This window comes from Bacillus infantis (assembly GCF_050107595.1).
Taxonomy (GTDB): Bacteria; Bacillota; Bacilli; order Bacillales; family Cytobacillaceae; genus Bacillus_AB; species Bacillus_AB infantis_C.
Window position 1 is genome coordinate 217,215 of record NZ_JBNILH010000008.1, and the last position, 17,736, is coordinate 234,950.

A 17,736-nucleotide genomic window follows, 5' to 3' on the forward strand; every position below is an offset into this window, starting at 1 on the left:
ACCTACTGTGAAACCGCTATAGTGGAAGGGGCAATATGCCTTATACATACCGAAATTTCTAATTTCCAGAAAGATATATTACAATGAACAGACAGAAAAGTCCTGAAAGGTGGATACAGTTTTATGGCAAAACAGATAGATGAAACATTTTTAAAAGCCGCGCGCGGGGAAAAAACAGACCGGGTGCCTGTATGGTATATGCGGCAGGCTGGCAGATCCCAGCCCGAATACCGCGCCATCAAAGAGAAATACTCCTTATTCGAAATAACGCATCAGCCTGAGCTTTGTGCTTATGTAACAAGGCTGCCGGTTGAAAACTACGGAGTGGATGCAGCGATCCTCTACAAAGACATCATGACGCCGCTGCCGGCCATCGGAGTGGACGTGGATATTAAAACAGGCATCGGTCCGGTCATTTCCAATCCGGTCCGCTCGCTCTCAGATGTTGAGAAACTGGGGGAACTTCATCCTGAACAGGATATTCCTTATGTCCTTGACACAATCAAGCTCTTAACAGAAGAGCAGCTGACAGTTCCTTTGATTGGCTTCTCCGGCGCACCATTCACAATCGCCAGCTATATGATCGAAGGCGGTCCTTCAAAGAATTACAATAAAACAAAAGCTTTCATGTATTCTGAGCCGCAAGCATGGTTCGCGCTGATGGACAAGCTTGCTGACACGATCATCGTTTATGTAAAAGCACAAATCAAGGCAGGCGCAAAAGCTATCCAGCTTTTCGACTCCTGGGTAGGAGCACTCAATGTGGCCGATTACCGCTGCTTCATCAAACCAGTTATGGAACGGATCTTCACAGCTCTTAAAGAAGAAAATGTGCCTTTGATTATGTTTGGTGTAGGAGCAAGCCACCTGGCCATGGAGTGGCATGATCTTCCCCTGGACGTAGTCGGACTGGATTGGAGGCTTCCAATCAGCGAGGCAAGGGAGATGGGCATCAAGAAAACAGTCATGGGCAATCTTGACCCTGCCATTTTGCTTGCGCCATGGGAAGTGATCGAGGAGAGGGCCAGGGAAATCCTTGACCAGGGCATGCAGCAGCCAGGCTATATTTTCAATCTGGGCCATGGCGTATTCCCGTCTGTCAACCCGGATACATTGAAAAAGCTGACTGGCTTTATACATGATTACTCCGCTTTCAAGCTTGCTGAGTAATTCTTGAGCATTAGATTTTGTATTCAGCCGGTTTTTTGGCACAATAAGTGACTAGATACATGATAATAAAGGGGTGTAAGCATAATGCCAAAAAAGAAAATGGGCCTGCTTGTCATGGCCTACGGAACGCCATATAAAGAAGAAGATATCGAGCGCTATTATACCCATATCCGCCATGGAAGAAAGCCTTCTGATGAAATGCTCGAAGATCTGCGGAGCCGTTATGAGGCAATCGGCGGGATTTCCCCGCTTGCCAGGATTACACAGGAGCAGGGTGAAAAGCTTGAGCAGCACCTCAACAGCATCCAGAATGAGATCGAATTCAAGATGTATCTCGGCTTAAAGCATATCGAACCTTTTGTCGAGGACGCCGTGAAGAGCATGCATGAGGACGGAATCACAGAAGCTGTAAGCATCGTGCTTGCTCCGCATTTTTCAACCTTTAGCGTAAAATCGTATAATGGCCGTGCAAAAGAAGAAGCTGATAAGCTTGGCGGCCTGACGATTACTTCTGTGGAAAGCTGGTATCAAGAACCGAAATTTATCGGCTATTGGGCAGAAAAAGTGAAGGAAGCCTTCGCATCCATGCCTGCCGATGAGAAAGACAATGCTGTGCTGATCGTATCAGCGCACAGCCTGCCAGAGAAAATTCTCCAGTCTGGCGACCCTTACCCTAACCAGCTGAAGGAAACTGCCGATCTGATCGCTGAACAGGCGGGAATAGAAAATTATGAAGTCGGCTGGCAGAGTGCCGGGAATACTCCTGAGCCATGGCTTGGACCGGATGTCCAGGACCTGACGCGCGACTTGTATAATGAAAAAGGCTATAAAGCATTCGTCTATACACCAGTCGGATTTGTGGCAGACCACCTTGAAGTTTTATATGATAATGACTATGAATGCAAAGTCGTAACAGAGGAGATCGGCGCAAACTATTATCGTCCGGAGATGCCCAATTCACAGCCTGAATTCATTGATGCAATGGCATCAGCCGTGCTCAGGAAACTTTCAGAATAGCAGAGAGAAGGAGTCCTGCCTTTAAGTGCAGGGCTCCTTCTTTGGTTGCTGATTATTTCCTTCTTGGGGGAAAAGTAAAAAAAAATATTAGCAGGAAGCATTGCAAGAGCTGCTGACATATGCTATCATTATTTTTGTTCGAATTGACCAAAATGTTCATTTGGTCATTTTTGTGAATCGAGGTGTATAGATGGCTGTAGACCGGAAGCAATTAATCATTGAAGCTGCCAATAAATCATTTTCTCTGTTTGGCTATAAAGCGACCACAATGGATCAGGTGGCCAGGATTGCGAATGTCGGCAAAGGGACGATCTACACGTTTTTTAAGAATAAAGAGGAATTATTCGATGAAATCATCACAACGCTCATCAAGGAAATGAAAATTGCAGCGGACGAATCTCTGGATTCTTCTCTATCTTTCCATGAAAATGTCCATCGCGCCTTATATGGGATCCTTGAGTTCAGGCTGAAGCACCAGCTGACCATCAAGCTTTTCCAGGAAGAAAAGGAAATGGGCACTCCTGCAGTAATGGAGGTAATGGAGAGGCTTGAAAAATCAATTCTTTCTTATATTAAAGAAAAAGTGGCCGAGGCTGTGAAAAAAGGCGAGATAGCAGACTGCGATCCTGAGCTGACTGCCTTTATCATGTTTAAGCTCTATATCGCCCTCATTTTCGATTGGGAAAAGCAGCATAAACCTCTGGAAAAAGAGGAAATTGCAAAGCTGTTCGAGCAATACCTGTTTAAAGGATTATCTAACTGATTTAAGGGATAATCCTTGTTTTATGAAAAAAATTGACCGTTTGAACAAAACAGTCAGACGTACAGGAGGAAGTAAAAATGAAAAATAGACTATTCAGGAACGAGTTTTCAGCTATTTTTAAAAACAGAAAACTGCTGATCCCGATTATTGCTGTCCTGTTCATTCCTGTGCTTTACAGCGGAATGTTCCTTTGGGCATTCTGGGATCCTTATGATCATCTTTCTGACCTGCCTGTCGCAGTAGTCAATGAAGACAAAGGCGCAGAATTTGAGGGGAAAGAGCTGCAGCTTGGGGACGAACTGATATCCAATTTAAAAGATAGTGCAGATTTTAATTTTAAGTTTGTTACTAAAGAGGAAGGCTATAAAGATCTGGAAAAGGAGAAGTATTATATCCTCGTAGAGGTTCCTGAGGACTTTTCAGAGAATGCGACAACACTTTTGGATGAAGATCCGAAAAAGCTGAATTTGATTTATGTTCCAAACGAAAGCTATAACTTCCTTTCTTCACAGATCGGCGGTACGGCGATTGAAAAGATTAAATCTTCTCTTTCAGAAAAAATTACCGAAACATACGCCGAAACAATGTTTGATAAAATCGGCGATATGACAGACGGCCTGGTGCAGGCGAGCGATGGTGCTGGCAAGCTTGACGAAGGAGCCCGGGAGCTGAAGTCAGGGTCACAGGAGCTGAAGAATAAGCTCGGTGAACTGGCCGGGAAATCTGTTGAATTTGACAGCGGCGTCAGCCAGGTAAACAAGGGATCCCGCGACCTGGCAGCTGGTGCAAAGGATTTGGACTCCGGCCTTGGACAGCTCCAGGCCGGCCATCAGAAATTGGAATCTGCGGCTAAGGAACTGCAGGCTGGGAATCAGGAAGCAGCTGCAGGAGCCGCAAAGCTGAATGACGGAATTCAGCAGGTACAGGGTAAAGTCCCTGCCCTTGTCCAGGGAGGAGAACAGCTCCAGGGCGGTGCAGCCACACTTTCAGGTTCGCTTGCTCAATGGCAGACAGAAGCTGCTAAAGTCAGCGGGGGAATGTCCCAGCTTCAGCAAAAGCTTGGGGCAGTCCTGCAGCAAATGCCGGAGGATTCCTCTGAAAGACAAGAGCTGCAAGCGGCCTTGGACCAGCTGGCAGCAGGTACATCTCAGCTTGCAGAATCTGCAGGCCAGCTATCCGGCGGAGCCCAGCAGCTGTCAGAAAAGATCGGCAGCCTATCTGAAGGGCAGAAGCAATTGCAGCAGGGAATTGATTCTCTTGCAGCAGGAAGCTCTTCACTTGCACAAGGAACAGCCAAGATTCAAAACGGCGAGGAACAGTTTATCGCCGGCATGAATGAATACGGCCAGAAATTTGCTTCAGCAAAAGCAGGCTCAGCACAGCTGGCAGCAGGAAGCACAGAGCTTTCCGGCGGTCTCGGCAAGCTGGCTGATGGATCAGGCGCCCTGAAAGAAGGCGCTGGAAAGCTGTCTGAAGGGGCCGGCAAAGTGGCAGAAGGAAATTCAGCATTGTCCGAAGGTTCAGCTGAGCTTGCAGGCAAACTGAAGGACGGAGCTGAGGAAGCTTCATCTGTAAGTGCAGATGACAAAACTTACAATATGATTGCCGAACCTGTTCAGGTGAAAAATGAAAAAATCAATGAAGTGCCTAACTACGGAACCGGCTTTACGCCATACTTCCTTTCATTGGGCTTGTTCGTCGGAGCTCTGCTTCTATCCATCGTATTCCCGCTCAGGGAGCCGGCATCGGTCCCTGGAAACGGTCTGAGCTGGTTTGCAGCTAAATTCGGGGTCCTTGCAGCAGCAGGCATCATCCAGGCGCTTATCGCTTCATGGATCCTGCTTTCAGGACTGGGGCTTGAAGTTCAGAGCATCCCATTATTCATTCTGTTCAATATCATTACAAGCCTGACCTTCATGGCGCTGATTCAATTCTTTGTCACAGCGCTTGGGGATCCGGGAAGATTTATTGCCATTCTTATACTCATCCTGCAGCTGACTACAAGTGCAGGCACCTTCCCGCTTGAACTGATCCCAGGCTTCCTGCAGCATTTCAATGCCCTGCTGCCGATGACCTATTCAGTTGCAGGCCTGAAGGCTGTGGCATCAAGCGGCGACTTTGCCTTCATGTGGCATAATGCAGCCATCCTCCTGGGCTTTATGCTTGTATTCATTGCTGGCACGATTACTTATTTCACTAGCATGCATAAAAGAAAGTACGCTGCAATCGCAGAGTGATAGAGACAGAGAAAAGACCCGGCCAGCGGCCGGGTCTTTTTCATAATTTTATAGAATTCTAATCAGTTCAAGTCAAGACACTTATCACATTTGGTCCCATAGCATTCGTGCTGCTCATCAATGGAGCTGCCGCACTCCGAACATTGTTTTGCTGGCAAATTCCTGAAAAATTCCACGATATTTTCTAGCATTCTGTCAGCCTCCCGGGTTATGTGTTTGTGTTTCTGTATTTACATTGTATTATAACAGTATTTTTTAGTCAATAACTGTATCAATACAATTTTAAAAAAATGAAAAAATAGGCATAATCGATTATAGTGTTATTAGGGATTCGGAAAAAAGGAGGACTGTTCCATGAAATTAACTGTTATAGGGCCTTGGGGAGGTTATCCTAAGGCAAATGAGGCCAGTGCCGGCTATCTTCTTGAGCATAATGGTTTTCGCCTGCTTGTGGACTGCGGCAGCGGAGTACTGTCGAAAATGCAGCAGCACATCCAGCCGGAGGAGCTTGATGCGGTCATCATCTCCCATTATCATCCTGACCACATCGCAGATATAGGGGTATTGCAGCATGCCCGCCTGATACAGGGCTTTCTTGGGAAAAAGATGGATACCCTGCCGATCTATGCCCACAGGGAAAACCCTCAGGAGTTCTCAAAGCTTAACTATAAGGATATTACAGCAGGGAAAGAGTATAAGCCGGACGATGGATTGGCCCTCGGCCCCTTTACGATCACATTTTTAAAAACAGACCATCCAGCTACCTGTTATGCGATGCGGTTTGAAGCAGAGGGCAAAGCAATGGTCTATACAGCCGATACTTCCTATAAAGAAGAGCTGGCTGCTTTTGCATCCGATGCCTCCCTGCTTGTCAGCGAGTGTAATTTTTACGGGAATCAGAATGGAAAGAATGCAGGGCACATGAACAGCTATGATGCCGGGAGGCTTGCTGAAAAAGCGGGCGCTGAACAGCTTGTCCTGACCCATCTTCCGCATTATGGCGAGCTATCACAGCTGGCTGAGGAGTCGGCCAGGGAATACAGCGGCCCAGTCCGCCTGGCTGCATTCAATGATACTTATACTATCTAAAACAAAGGAGAATCATCATGCTATTTATCGACAACAAAGGGATTACAGACCCCCGCATAAACCTTGCCATTGAAGAGTATGCTTTGAAGAACCTGGACATTGACCAGGAAAGCTATCTGCTTTTTTACATAAATGAGCCTTCCATCATCATCGGCAAAAACCAGAACACCATCGAGGAAATCAATACAGAATATGTTGAGAAAAACAGCATTCATGTTGTCCGCCGTTTATCCGGAGGGGGAGCTGTCTACCACGATCTGGGCAATCTTAATTTTTCATTCATTACAAAGGACGATGGGGACAGCTTCCATAACTTCAGGAAGTTCACAGAGCCTGTTGTCGAGGCCTTGAAGAAAATGGGGGTGGCAGCTGAGCTGAGCGGACGGAACGACCTTACTGCGGAAGGAAGAAAAATTTCCGGTAATGCCCAGTTCGCCACAAGGGGCAGGATGTTCAGCCACGGGACATTGCTGTTTGATTCTGAGATCGACAGTGTTGTATCGGCCCTTAAGGTGAGGAAGGATAAAATTGAGTCAAAGGGCATCAAGTCCATCCGCAGCCGTGTAGCGAATATTTCTGAATTCCTGGAAGAAAAGGTTTCGACTGAGCAGTTCAGGAGCACACTCCTGAAGAACATTTTTGGGGATCTTGACGAAATTCCAGAGTATGTACTGACAGAAGATGATTGGGAAAAGATACACCAGCTATCAAAAGAGCGCTACCAGAATTGGGACTGGAATTACGGCAAATCGCCGAAATTCAATCTCCAGCATTCACACCGGTTCCCGGTTGGCCAAATAGATGTGCGGCTGGATGTAAATAAAGGGATCATCGAGAATTGCAAAATATTCGGCGATTTTTTCGGGGTCGGAGATGTAGCAGTCATCGAAGAAAAGCTGGCAGGTCTGCGCTATGAGAAGGCGGCAATCGAAGAGGCTCTTGCAGATGTCGATATCAAACATTATTTCGGAAATGTCACGAAAGAGGATTTTATTAATCTTGTCTATTGAGTTTTGCCCCGCTCAGGCGGGGTTTTTTCATAGGGACGGAATAAGCGGCGGCTAAATATATACAAAATTTTGGCACTGTGTACTTGAATACATAAATTTCTTTCAATATAATATATTTAGAAAATTTTTTATTATTTAATGAATGACTATTCATTCATTTAGGAGGAGGGAAAGTTATGAACTTATCTTCACAGCTGCATGAAACCGCACAGAAGCTGGGTAAAAAGCCGGCCTATTATTTTATGGACAAGGAAAGCACTTATGGTGAGCTTGATGCGGCAGTTACAAAGTTTGCTTCAGGCCTTGAAAAGCTGGGAATTCAAAAGGGAGACCATGTTGCACTGCTTCTCGGCAATTCTCCTTTCTTCATTATCGGCTTGTATGGGGCGATGCGCCTGGGAGCAACCGTGATTCCGATCAATCCGATCTATACGCCGGATGAAATCGGCTATATTGTCAAAAACGGTGATGTCAAAGCTATCATCAGCCTGGACTTGCTGGTTCCAATGGCAGAGAAAATGCATGGGGCGCTTCCGTCAGTTGAAAACTATATCATTTGTGAAACCCCTCAAGGCAAGCAGGCGGGTGCTGATGTCTCAACTCTAAGTGTCTACCCTAAACTGAAATCGTTTACATCTGTATTGGCTTCAGGCGATGCAGGCTACCGGGGACCGGAGCTTGAGGAAGAGGATACAGCTATTATCCTTTATACATCAGGCACCACAGGAAAGCCAAAAGGCGCAATGCTCACGCATAAAAACCTTTACAGCAACGCGAAAGATGTAAGCGATTACTTAAAAATGAATGAGTCTGACAGAGTCATTACGTCGCTTCCAATGTTCCATGTATTCTGTCTGACTGTTGTGCTTAATGCACCGCTGATGAATGGGGCGACCATCCTGATTGATCCTAAATTCAGCCCGAAGGAAGTATTCAGGCTGGTAAAAGAGTATGAGGCAACTGTTTTTGCCGGTGTGCCGACCATGTACAATTTCCTGCTCCAATACAGCGATGGCAAGGCAGAAGATTTAAAGTCCCTCCGCCTCTGCATTTCCGGCGGTGCATCACTGCCGGTAGCATTGCTTGAAAACTTTGAAAGAAAATTCAATGTCCTGATTTCTGAAGGCTATGGTCTGTCCGAGGCATCGCCGGTAACATGCTTCAATCCGCTTGACCGGCCGCGCAAGCCTGGTTCAATCGGGACAAGCATCCTGAACGTTGAAAACAAAGTTGTCAATGAACTGGGTGATGAGGTGCCGCCTGGTGAAGTCGGCGAACTTGCTGTAAGGGGCCCGAATGTTATGAAAGGCTATTATAAGATGCCTGAAGAAACTGCTGCTGTAATAAGGGATGGCTGGCTTTACACAGGAGATCTTGCGAGGATGGACGAAGAAGGCTATTTCTATATTGTAGACAGGAAAAAAGAAATCATCATCGTCGGCGGCTACAATGTCTATCCAAGGGAAGTGGAGGAGGTGCTTTACAGCCATCCGGGCGTGGTTGAGGCAGCTGTCATCGGCGTGCCGGATCCGAATCAGGGAGAAGCGGTCAGAAGCTATGTTGTGCTGTCCGACCCTTCTCTCACCGAGGAAGAGCTTATTGCCTACTGCAAACAGCATCTTGCTAAATACAAACTGCCTTCCTCGATCGAATTCCTGGACGAGCTGCCTAAAAATACGACAGGAAAGATATTGAGAAGAGCATTGAAGAAACAGGTGCTCCAGGCCAAATAAGCTATTTTTGCAGAGTGAAATCTGTTTAGGGGCATTTCGCTTGTGTAATTCTGCAATACTCACAAGTACTGCGTTAATTTTTTTTTTTCAAAAACCAGAGCGGAAATCACACTCCTGCCTGGTTTTTGCTTTTAAAAGAAAAATGCATGACGAGCGGCGCCTTTCTTCATTTTGATTGGATGGCTGGAGAATGAAAACTTGCAGGTATAAAGAAAGGGTTTTTATGGACAGGGAGCGAATATTGCAGATAGCCATACAAAGGAGTTGAAAAGGAAATATGAGTTGCATTGTATTGAAAGTGGAGAACCATGCGGCCGTCATTACCCTGAACAGGCCCGAAGCCCTGAATGCTTTTAATTATGAGACTCTTGAAGAGCTGCAGCGGACAGTGGAGGATATCAGGATCAATCCGGATGTCCGGGTTGTCATTTTTACGGGAGCAGGCGATAAAGCATTCAGTGTCGGGGCTGACCTGAAGGAAAGAAAGACACTTTCTCAGACGGACGTTAAAAGGAATGTATATAAAATCGGCGAGGTATTCTCATTGATTGAGAGTCTCCCGCAGCCTACGATTGCAGCCATCAATGGATTTGCTTTTGGCGGGGGGATGGAACTGGCCCTGTCCTGTGACTTCAGGCTGGCTGCCCAGGGAACGAAGATGGGGTTGACTGAAACCAGCCTTGCCATCATCCCCGGAGCAGGCGGGACGCAGCGGCTTCCCAGGCTGATCGGGCAGGCAAAGGCACTTGAGCTCATCCTCACTGCAAGGAGACTCACATCAGAAGAAGCTTTGCATTACGGATTATTGACAAAAGCAGTCCCTCTGGATCAGCTTCTTGAAGAATGCCTGAAGCTGGCAGAAGAAATGCTGGCTAACGGGCCTGTCGCCCTTCAGCAGGCTAAATTTGCTGTAAAACAAGGGATGAATGCGGATCTGCAGACAGGTTTGCAGATTGAGAGAAAAGCCTATGAGGTGACTATTCCGACAGAAGACAGGCTGGAAGCCCTCCAGGCGTTCTCTGGAAAAAGGAAGCCTGAATTTAAAGGAAGATAACAAAACACCCTGTGAATGGAAAGCCGTTCACAGGGTGTTTTTTGATTTTCATATTATAAACTTTCTAAAATATCAAAAAACAGCTTGAATATAGTATAATTCCCCTATATAATTTAGTGAATAAAAGCATAAAAGCATAAAAGTGCGAAAGCGACATAACAATTGATAGGACAAGAATGGGGGATATTTCATGAAACAGAAAAAGTTTGGATTGGCTGCGGCAGGACTGCTGGCAGCAGGATTGCTGTCAGGGTGCGGTTCAGATGAAGCTGGAGGAAAAACGGCGGCAGAGGGGGAAAAAACGTATCAAATCGGCGTAACGCAGATTGTGGAGCATCCTTCTCTTGATGCTGCGCTTGAGGGGTTCAAAAAGGCCCTTGAAGATAAAGGGCTCGAGGTTGACTATGATGTCCAGATCGCCCAGGGCGACCAGAACAACAACCAGGCAATCGCCAACAACTTTGCCGGAGACGGTGTGGATCTTATCTTCGCCAATTCGACGCCGAGCGCGTACGGGGCACTGAATGCGACAAAGGATATCCCAATCGTTTTCACCTCTGTAACAGATCCTGTTGGTGCTGAGCTTGTCGCCTCGATGGAGGAGCCTGGAGAAAATATCACTGGCACAACAGATACCCATCCGGATGCCATCCCGAATACGGTGAAATTCATGGCTGAGCAGATGGAAGGAAAAACGGTAGGAGTCATCTACAATTCGGGGGAGCAGAATTCCAATGCCCAGATTGATCTTGTGAAAAAGGCGATGGAAGGAACAGACTTAAAGCTGGAAGAGGCCACAGTATCAGCTTCCTCAGAGGTGAAGCAGGCTGCTGAATCCCTTGTAGGCAAAGCAGACATGATTTATATCATTACGGATAATACAGTTGTTTCCGCGCTGGAGTCGGTCATTCAGACAGCCAATGACAATGATATCCCGCTGTTTGTCGGTGAATTGGACTCAGTCGAGCGCGGAGGGTTTGCTGCTTACGGTTTTGACTATGAAGATATCGGTTATGAGGCAGGGGAAATGGCGGCCAAAATCCTTGAAGGAGAGAAGAAGCCATCAGAGCTCCCTGTGCAATATCCGCAAAACTTAAAGCTCCTGATCAACAAGAAGGCTGCAGAGGAAATGAATATCGGGCTTAAAGAGGAATGGAACAGCCTGGCTGAATTTACTGAATAGAATGATAGAATTACCTCCCGGAGAAAGGAAGATTATATGTTCACAGCGATATTTGGCTCAGTGGAGGCTGGTGCGATTTATGCTTTGATGGCCCTTGGTGTGTACCTGTCATTCCGGGTACTTGATTTCCCGGACCTGACGGTGGATGGGAGCTTTGTTACAGGTGCGGCTGTCGCTGCTTCAATGATCGTGGCAGGCGTGAATCCGTTACTTGCTACCATAATGGCAATGATATGCGGCTTTGCTGCCGGGTGCCTGACAGGCCTGCTCCACACAAAAGGAAAAATAAACCCCCTTTTGTCCGGCATATTAATGATGATTGCCCTTTATTCTATCAACCTGAGGATAATGGGAAAATCGAATGTCCCCCTCCTTTCAGAGGAGACTATCATCACAAAGCTGTCCGGTTTTTGGGAGTCACTGCCGTTCGACAGCGGGATGGCATCCCTTTTGACGGGCATGGGGCTCGAGGGGATGGTTCCCAAAACATGGGGGATCCTGATGGTTATGCTTGCTGTATCAATGGTCATTAAGCTGCTGCTCGATGCTTTCCTGAAAACGGATCTCGGGCTTGCCATCAGGGCAGTGGGCGACAATGAGACAATGGTGCGGAGCTTTTCAGCGGATACGGACACTTTAAAAATCCTTGGTCTGGGACTATCCAACGGCCTTGTTGCTTTTTCAGGCGCACTCATTGCCCAGTACAATGGCTTCAGCGATGTCGGCATGGGGATCGGCATGATCATTATCGGCCTTGCCTCCGTCATCATCGGCGAGGCGGTCTTTGGGGCAAAAACGATCTTCAGGGCGACTTTAGCCGTTATTGGGGGAGCCATCCTTTATAGAATCATCGTGACCCTTGCGCTGAGGGCCGATTTTCTTGAAACGGGAGACATGAAGCTCATTACGGCTGCGATCGTTGTCTGTGCGCTCATCATCCCAAGGATGATTGAGCGGCAGCGGGATAACAGGCGCAGAAAAAAAAGGCGCTTTGATAAAGATGAGCTGAAAAAAATGGCAGAAGAAGGCGGTGGGCAGGTTGCTGCAGCTAAAACAGATTTATAAAGTATTCAATGAAGCTACCCCAGATGAGAAAAAAGCTCTTCAGCATCTTAACCTATCCATGCAGCCAGGAGATTTTGTCACTGTCATCGGCAGCAATGGGGCAGGTAAGTCCACCTTGATGAACATCATATCAGGCCGCCTCTATCCTGATGAAGGGGAAGTGCTGATTGACGGCAAAAATGTTACGCAAATGAAAGAGCACAAAAGGTCGCGCCTGATCGGCAGGGTCTTCCAGGATCCGATGGCAGGTACGTCTCCTAATTTAACCATTGAGGAGAATCTGGCGATTGCCTTTTCGCGGACAGGGGGACGCGGCCTGCGGATGGGAATGACGAAAAAACGGAAGGCCTTTTTCAAGGAGCAGCTCGAAATGCTCCACCTTGGTCTTGAGGATCGCCTTGAAGCAAAGGCAGGCCTTTTGTCGGGAGGGGAAAGGCAGGCACTGTCATTATTGATGGCCACCTTCACAGAGCCGAAAATCCTGCTGCTTGATGAGCACACAGCAGCGCTTGACCCGGCCAGGGCTGCCCTTATCACTGAACTGACCAGAAAGATCGTTGAGTCTTTTGGCCTGACAGCCCTGATGGTCACCCATAATATGCAGCAGGCAATAGATCTCGGAAACAAACTCATCATGATGGACAATGGGCAGATCATTTTTGAAGCAGAAGAAAAGGATAAGCAGGAACTGACAGTTGAAAAATTGCTTGGGGAATTCCAGCGCATCCGCGGTGAAAAATTGAACAGCGACCGCGCTGTTCTTGCCTGAATAAAAGGTGCCGGTGATTTTTCATGCGGCACCCTTTATTTTGCTATTCATAATACATGACTACCTGGCATTTTGCTGGTGCTTCCCCCGTATTCCTGTAGCTGTGGCTTTGGTCAGCGGCAAATCGGAGGGCAGAGCCTTCCTGAATCGTGTATGGATTATCACCGATCATTACCTCAATTTCACCGCTTATGACCGTAATATATTCTTCTACCCCTTCGTTATGCTGATCTGAGGACTGCTTCCAGCCAGGGGCAATTTCTACAATAAAAATCTCGAATTGTTTCCGCGGATCAAAGGGGAACAGCGGAAACACTTTATATTTCCCGTCATTCTCAATGATCGGGTTAATCTGATTGATATCGGCAAAAGAAACCTCGGATAATTTTTCTGCCATCAGAGATGAAAATGAAATTTGCAGGCCGCTGGCAATTTTCCATAACGTCGTGACGGTGGGGTTGGATTCTCCCCGTTCTATCTGTCCAAGCATTGCCTTGCTGACACCTGTTGCTTCTGCGGCCATGTCCAGGCTGAGCCCCCTGCCCCTGCGTATATTCCGTAAATTTTCCCCGATATTTTTGTGAATATTCTCCATTTTTTCCTCCAAAGGAATTGTGTAATATAACGCACATATGTATAATATAACTTAAAAGTATAAAAGAAACACAGTACTTTCCAATAATATTTCTAAGATACATAACGGCAGGTGAGGATATGGCAGAATTAGCAGCAGAAAGGCCAGCGGGGGAGTTCCGCAAAGGGATACAGGCAGGGATAAGCATTGCGATCGGATATTTTCCGATTGCGATTACATTCGGGCTTCTGGCGAAGACCACAGGGCTTACGGTAGGAGAAACAGTGCTGATGAGCCTTCTCGTCTTTGCAGGTGCGGCCCAGTATATCTCCCTGAGCCTCTTGACGCTGGGGACAGGGATATTTGAAATCATCCTTACTACCTTTATTGTTAACATCAGGCATTTCCTGATGTCAGCATCTCTTAATGAAAAGTGTGAAGACGAGCATACGGCAAATAAAATCATATTTGCTTTTGGCATTACAGATGAGACCTTTTCAGTTGCTTCCATGAAAAGAGAGAAAGTTTCTTCAGGCTATATGTTCGGCCTCATCTTTGTATCCTACTCAAGCTGGGTGGTCAGCTCCGGCATCGGCCATCTGATCGGCGCCAGTCTTCCGCAGACTCTCCAGGAAAGCATGTCAGTCGCTTTATATGCCATGTTTGTGGGCCTGCTCGTGCCTTCTATGAAGGGCAGTGCAAAGGTTGTGTTCCTGGCTGTCCTTGCAGCAGGGTTCAATACTATATTCACAATGGCAGAGCTGCTGTCGACAGGGTGGGCCATAGTCACAGCGACACTTTTATCGGCATTGATTACTGAAGCTGTGGAAACTTTGAAAAAGAGAAGGGGAGTTAAGCGGCATGAATAGCCAAATCATTATGATGATCATCGGGATGGCGGCCGTCACCTATATTCCGAGGATGCTTCCCTTCGTCCTGTTCAGAGGGAAGGAGCTGCCTGCATTCTGGCAGGGTGTTTTGAGAAATGTCCCTTATGCAACATTGGGAGCGCTTATTTTCCCTGGAATCCTCTTTATCCAGGAAGATATCTGGTACGGCCTGCTCGGGGCAGCTGCAGCTTTCCTGGCAGCTTATCTGGGAGCAAACGTCATCGTGGTAGTCCTCGGGTCGATCGCTGTATTGTCGGTATACTCCTACTTTTCCTAGCATGAATGCCAGGCTCGGGCTGCTGAGCCTGGCTTTTTCTATTGAGGGCAGGCGGATGGAAAGCAGTTTGGGAGAACATATAATTGAGGCTCATCCATCTTGCTGTTCTAAAATAAACAATTGGTACTACACTGTAGGGAGAGGTTGTACAAATATAGCCCGTCCAGGCTGCCCGCTTATTTTGGCAAAAAAGGCAGCTGTGAAGAAGAAAGGGGGAATCGGAATGGCTCGGAAAATCGGCTTTTATACAGTCATCGGCTATATTGTCTACGGGCTGTTTTTTTACTGGTATCTGTTTTATTTTGCGAATACAAGCCTGCCTTTTGAGTATCAGGGAACACAGGCAGACCCGGAAGCTTTTCTGAACGGGCGGGAGCTTATGCTGAGTGAAGAGTATTCCAAGGTAAGGAACCTGCTGTTCTTTTTGTCCACTCCCCTTGAATGGGTGTTTTATGTTCTCGTCCTTGTGACCGGCCTGTCCTCGGCCATGAAGAGGTGGGCCGGGAAATCGGCACAGGCAAAGGCGCTGCAGACGGCCATCTATCTGCTGTGGCTTTCAGTCTTTGCGTTCGCAGCCACATTCCCTTTAAGCTTTACCAGCTATTCACTGTCCAAGAGCTATAATATCTCAACACAGACCTTCAGCTCCTGGATGAAGGATGAATTGATCGACTTTTGGATCAATTACGGAACGATGTTCATTTTGGTTTCAGTGCTGTATTGGCTGATGAAAAAAAGCACAAAGAGATGGTGGCTTTATGCATGGCTGTTATCAGTGCCATTCACACTTTTCATGATGTTCCTCCAGCCTGTTGTAATCGATCCGCTGTACAACGATTTCTATCCGCTTAAAAATAAGGAGCTGGAAGAAAAAATCCTTCAATTAGCGGATGAGGCAAATATCCCTGCCGAGCATGTGTTTGAAGTAAACATGGCAGAGAAAACCAACTCGCTTAATGCGTATGTAACAGGAATCGGTTCAAACTCACGGATCGTTTTGTGGGATACCACACTCAACCGGCTGAGTGATGACCAGATCCTTTTCATCATGGCGCACGAAATGGCCCACTATGTAGAAAAGCATATTTACATAGGGATTGCGGGATATTTAGTGCTTTCCTTGATCGGCCTGTATCTCATATCAAAGCTGATGGATTGGGTGATTGCCAGATGGGGGGAGACCTTCAGGGTGCAGGAGGTTTCCGATATCCGCTCGCTCCCGCTGTTTCTTGCGCTTCTTTCCTTCCTGCTGTTTGCTGCCAGCCCCATTACCAACCTGGTGTCCAGATATCAGGAAACGAGAGCAGACAGGTATGCCATTGAAATGACAGGTGATACGGAAGCGGCCATCGGCACGTTCCAGGAATTGACGAAGGCAGGCTTGAGCCAGGTGAAGCCGCCGCTGCTTGTGAAAATATTCCGGTATGGGCATCCGACCATGCTGGAGCGTATTTCCATGCTTGAAGAGTATGAAATGAATAAAAGAACCGGATCCGGCAGCGAATAGCAGCGGATAACCAGAGGGGCACCCGGCAGAGCCGGGGCCTCTTTTTGTTGAATCTTTTTCACAGCCGAATCCGTATGATTACTATACGAATCAAAAAGGGGACCTGGTGATGAATCTGGATCAAAGAATTGCTGAAGCAAAACAGAAGGAGCAGCAGTACGAAAAATATACAAAACGCCTTGAGGCACTCAAGGCTGAAAGAGATCAGGAAAAGGCTTCATCAGCATGGCTGAAGACAACTTGGGAGAAGGAATTGAATGAAGCAGATAAGCTTGAAGGCCCTTCATTGTCAGGATTCTTCCTGATGATCAGCGGAAAGAAGGAAGAAAGGCTGCAAAAAGAAAAAGAGGAAGCGTATAAAGCAAGGCTGCTGTATGATGAATCCTTGAAGAAAATAAAGGATTATGAAGCCGACATCAGCATGCTCGGAGAAAAAGCTGCCGGATTGGAAACGGCGGGGGCGGAATACAAAGAACTGCTATTGGAAAAAGAGCGTCTGGTCCTGCAGGAAGGCGGGGCGGTCAGCGATATGCTTTTTCATTTATCAGACCGGCTGGAGGAAAGGAAAGCGATGCTTCAGGAGATACGGGAAGCTGAGAGTGCCTTGGTTGAGGCGAGGGAAGCCTTGCGCAAAGCCGATGGCGAGCTTTCGAGCGCGAAAAATTGGGGTTTCCTCGACCTTGCGGGGGGCGACTTCCTCTCGACCATGGCGAAAAGGTCGCATATGGACAAGGCAAAAGAGTCCTTGCATGACGCGCAGTACAACCTGAAAAAGCTGCAGAAGGAGCTTGATGACCTTGGCCGCTCCATTTCCGCCGAGCTTGAGGTGGGAAGCTTTTTGGGCATTGCCGATCTTTTCTTTGATAATATCTTTTCCGACTGGATGGTTCAGGAGAAAATCAATGCCTCTGCTGAAAAAGTGAAGGAATGCCTGAATGTGCTTGAGGATCTTGAAACCGAGCTCAGAACGGAGAAAGATGCTGCAGAACAGGAGATAGAGACCTTAAAAAAGAAAAGGGTAGAGTATTTGGCCTAATAAGTCTCCCCGGGAAATGAAAACAGACCCTCCGGCCGGGCCGGAGGGTTTCTTCTGCTTGTGCACGCGGGACGCGGCGGCTAAAGCCTTGAGTCATAAGCCACACAAGAATTAAAGCCAAAGAACGCCTACAATTCCAAAGCGTCTTATGCTTGAGGCCCACACGATGTGGGTCATGCGGACGTTGCCACAGGACGTGGCGTTCTTAGTCCGCGTTCCTTTATTGAGCAAGCGCCCTCCGCATTTCTACTGTCCAGCTCCGGCTCCTAGGTGCTCGAGTCATAAGCCACTCCAGGATTAAAGGCAAAGAACGCCTTTTATCCTGGAGCGTCTTATGCTTGTCGCACCTGAACAGTCGCCTC

At 47.3% G+C, this 17,736-nt stretch carries 17 protein-coding genes; 15 read left to right on the forward strand and 2 right to left on the reverse strand.

From position 1 onward, the window contains the following. Positions 1-123: 123 nt before the first annotated feature. The 4 genes from hemE to ACQCVH_RS17845 all read left to right on the forward strand — a co-directional run bounded on the left by hemE (position 124) and on the right by ACQCVH_RS17845 (position 5,187). Entirely contained in the window at positions 124-1,170 is a 1,047-nt protein-coding gene (gene hemE, locus ACQCVH_RS17830; RefSeq protein ID WP_257990186.1) for a uroporphyrinogen decarboxylase, read from the forward strand. An 84-nt stretch (positions 1,171-1,254) separates the two neighbouring features. After that, the gene (gene hemH, locus ACQCVH_RS17835; RefSeq protein WP_426836949.1) at positions 1,255-2,187 is read left to right on the forward strand and encodes a ferrochelatase; all 933 of its coding nucleotides are present in this window, start codon (positions 1,255-1,257) and stop codon (positions 2,185-2,187) included. A gap of 190 nt (positions 2,188-2,377) precedes the next feature. Then, positions 2,378-2,950: a TetR/AcrR family transcriptional regulator gene (locus ACQCVH_RS17840; RefSeq protein ID WP_332274272.1), complete on the forward strand. Its 573-nt coding sequence runs from the start codon at positions 2,378-2,380 to the stop codon at positions 2,948-2,950. A 77-nt stretch (positions 2,951-3,027) separates the two neighbouring features. Then, on the forward strand, positions 3,028-5,187 hold the full coding sequence (locus ACQCVH_RS17845; RefSeq protein WP_426836950.1) for a YhgE/Pip family protein: 2,160 nt from the start codon (positions 3,028-3,030) through the stop codon (positions 5,185-5,187). A gap of 62 nt (positions 5,188-5,249) precedes the next feature. Here ACQCVH_RS17845 and yhfH read toward each other — a convergent pair whose 3' ends face one another. Further along, positions 5,250-5,378 carry a protein YhfH gene (gene yhfH / locus ACQCVH_RS17850; protein WP_009793941.1) on the reverse strand — a complete coding sequence of 43 codons (129 nt, stop codon included), beginning with the start codon at positions 5,376-5,378 and terminating at the stop codon, positions 5,250-5,252. A 163-nt stretch (positions 5,379-5,541) separates the two neighbouring features. Here yhfH and ACQCVH_RS17855 point away from each other — a divergent pair, with 163 nt between their 5' ends. The 7 genes from ACQCVH_RS17855 to ACQCVH_RS17885 all read left to right on the forward strand — a co-directional run bounded on the left by ACQCVH_RS17855 (position 5,542) and on the right by ACQCVH_RS17885 (position 13,090). Further along, positions 5,542-6,276, forward strand: a complete 735-nt coding sequence (locus tag ACQCVH_RS17855) for an MBL fold metallo-hydrolase (protein ID WP_426836951.1) — start codon at positions 5,542-5,544, stop codon at positions 6,274-6,276. A 17-nt stretch (positions 6,277-6,293) separates the two neighbouring features. Beyond that, positions 6,294-7,286, forward strand: a complete 993-nt coding sequence (gene lplA / locus ACQCVH_RS17860; protein ID WP_426836952.1) for a lipoate--protein ligase — start codon at positions 6,294-6,296, stop codon at positions 7,284-7,286. Between the two features lie 176 nt (positions 7,287-7,462). Next, a complete protein-coding gene (locus tag ACQCVH_RS17865) occupies positions 7,463-9,019 on the forward strand; it encodes a fatty acid--CoA ligase family protein (protein WP_426836953.1) in 1,557 nt (518 codons plus the stop codon). A 277-nt stretch (positions 9,020-9,296) separates the two neighbouring features. Further along, the gene (locus ACQCVH_RS17870) at positions 9,297-10,073 is read left to right on the forward strand and encodes an enoyl-CoA hydratase-related protein (RefSeq protein WP_426836954.1); all 777 of its coding nucleotides are present in this window, start codon (positions 9,297-9,299) and stop codon (positions 10,071-10,073) included. Positions 10,074-10,263: 190 nt separating this feature from the next. After that, positions 10,264-11,256: an ABC transporter substrate-binding protein gene (locus tag ACQCVH_RS17875; protein WP_426836955.1), complete on the forward strand. Its 993-nt coding sequence runs from the start codon at positions 10,264-10,266 to the stop codon at positions 11,254-11,256. A gap of 36 nt (positions 11,257-11,292) precedes the next feature. After that, positions 11,293-12,321, forward strand: a complete 1,029-nt coding sequence (locus ACQCVH_RS17880) for an ABC transporter permease (protein ID WP_426836956.1) — start codon at positions 11,293-11,295, stop codon at positions 12,319-12,321. Beyond that, positions 12,296-13,090 carry an ABC transporter ATP-binding protein gene (locus ACQCVH_RS17885; RefSeq protein WP_426836957.1) on the forward strand — a complete coding sequence of 265 codons (795 nt, stop codon included), beginning with the start codon at positions 12,296-12,298 and terminating at the stop codon, positions 13,088-13,090. The genes ACQCVH_RS17880 and ACQCVH_RS17885 overlap by 26 nt, the downstream gene beginning before the upstream one ends. Positions 13,091-13,133: 43 nt before the next feature. Here the strand turns inward: ACQCVH_RS17885 and ACQCVH_RS17890 are convergent, their stop codons facing one another. Continuing rightward, complete coding sequence (locus ACQCVH_RS17890) at positions 13,134-13,685, reverse strand: helix-turn-helix domain-containing protein (RefSeq protein WP_426836958.1); 552 nt, start codon at positions 13,683-13,685, stop codon at positions 13,134-13,136. A 119-nt stretch (positions 13,686-13,804) separates the two neighbouring features. Here ACQCVH_RS17890 and ACQCVH_RS17895 point away from each other — a divergent pair, with 119 nt between their 5' ends. The 4 genes from ACQCVH_RS17895 to ACQCVH_RS17910 all read left to right on the forward strand — a co-directional run bounded on the left by ACQCVH_RS17895 (position 13,805) and on the right by ACQCVH_RS17910 (position 17,374). Beyond that, positions 13,805-14,533, forward strand: a complete 729-nt coding sequence (locus ACQCVH_RS17895; protein WP_426836959.1) for an AzlC family ABC transporter permease — start codon at positions 13,805-13,807, stop codon at positions 14,531-14,533. Then, positions 14,526-14,831, forward strand: coding sequence for an AzlD domain-containing protein (locus ACQCVH_RS17900; RefSeq protein WP_426836960.1), 306 nt, complete (start codon positions 14,526-14,528; stop codon positions 14,829-14,831). The genes ACQCVH_RS17895 and ACQCVH_RS17900 overlap by 8 nt, the downstream gene beginning before the upstream one ends. Before the next feature lie 223 nt (positions 14,832-15,054). Continuing rightward, on the forward strand, positions 15,055-16,338 hold the full coding sequence (locus tag ACQCVH_RS17905; protein ID WP_426836961.1) for a M48 family metallopeptidase: 1,284 nt from the start codon (positions 15,055-15,057) through the stop codon (positions 16,336-16,338). Between the two features lie 109 nt (positions 16,339-16,447). Beyond that, positions 16,448-17,374 carry a hypothetical protein gene (locus tag ACQCVH_RS17910; protein WP_426836962.1) on the forward strand — a complete coding sequence of 309 codons (927 nt, stop codon included), beginning with the start codon at positions 16,448-16,450 and terminating at the stop codon, positions 17,372-17,374. Positions 17,375-17,736 lie beyond the last annotated feature (362 nt).

Excerpts from the sequence above, each read along its gene's own strand:
- hemH (WP_426836949.1), top strand. The coding sequence starts at position 1,255 with ATGCCAAAAAAGAAAATGGGCCTGCTTGTCATGGCCTACGGAACGCCA.
- ACQCVH_RS17865 (WP_426836953.1), top strand. The coding sequence starts at position 7,463 with ATGAACTTATCTTCACAGCTGCATGAAACCGCACAGAAGCTGGGTAAA.
- ACQCVH_RS17870 (WP_426836954.1), top strand. The coding sequence starts at position 9,297 with ATGAGTTGCATTGTATTGAAAGTGGAGAACCATGCGGCCGTCATTACC.
- yhfH (WP_009793941.1), bottom strand. The coding sequence starts at position 5,378 with ATGCTAGAAAATATCGTGGAATTTTTCAGGAATTTGCCAGCAAAACAA.
- ACQCVH_RS17900 (WP_426836960.1), top strand. The coding sequence starts at position 14,526 with ATGAATAGCCAAATCATTATGATGATCATCGGGATGGCGGCCGTCACC.
- ACQCVH_RS17890 (WP_426836958.1), bottom strand. The coding sequence starts at position 13,685 with ATGGAGAATATTCACAAAAATATCGGGGAAAATTTACGGAATATACGC.
- hemE (WP_257990186.1), top strand. The coding sequence starts at position 124 with ATGGCAAAACAGATAGATGAAACATTTTTAAAAGCCGCGCGCGGGGAA.
- ACQCVH_RS17840 (WP_332274272.1), top strand. The coding sequence starts at position 2,378 with ATGGCTGTAGACCGGAAGCAATTAATCATTGAAGCTGCCAATAAATCA.
- ACQCVH_RS17895 (WP_426836959.1), top strand. The coding sequence starts at position 13,805 with ATGGCAGAATTAGCAGCAGAAAGGCCAGCGGGGGAGTTCCGCAAAGGG.
- ACQCVH_RS17905 (WP_426836961.1), top strand. The coding sequence starts at position 15,055 with ATGGCTCGGAAAATCGGCTTTTATACAGTCATCGGCTATATTGTCTAC.
- lplA (WP_426836952.1), top strand. The coding sequence starts at position 6,294 with ATGCTATTTATCGACAACAAAGGGATTACAGACCCCCGCATAAACCTT.
- ACQCVH_RS17875 (WP_426836955.1), top strand. The coding sequence starts at position 10,264 with ATGAAACAGAAAAAGTTTGGATTGGCTGCGGCAGGACTGCTGGCAGCA.
- ACQCVH_RS17845 (WP_426836950.1), top strand. The coding sequence starts at position 3,028 with ATGAAAAATAGACTATTCAGGAACGAGTTTTCAGCTATTTTTAAAAAC.
- ACQCVH_RS17855 (WP_426836951.1), top strand. The coding sequence starts at position 5,542 with ATGAAATTAACTGTTATAGGGCCTTGGGGAGGTTATCCTAAGGCAAAT.
- ACQCVH_RS17880 (WP_426836956.1), top strand. The coding sequence starts at position 11,293 with ATGTTCACAGCGATATTTGGCTCAGTGGAGGCTGGTGCGATTTATGCT.
- ACQCVH_RS17910 (WP_426836962.1), top strand. The coding sequence starts at position 16,448 with ATGAATCTGGATCAAAGAATTGCTGAAGCAAAACAGAAGGAGCAGCAG.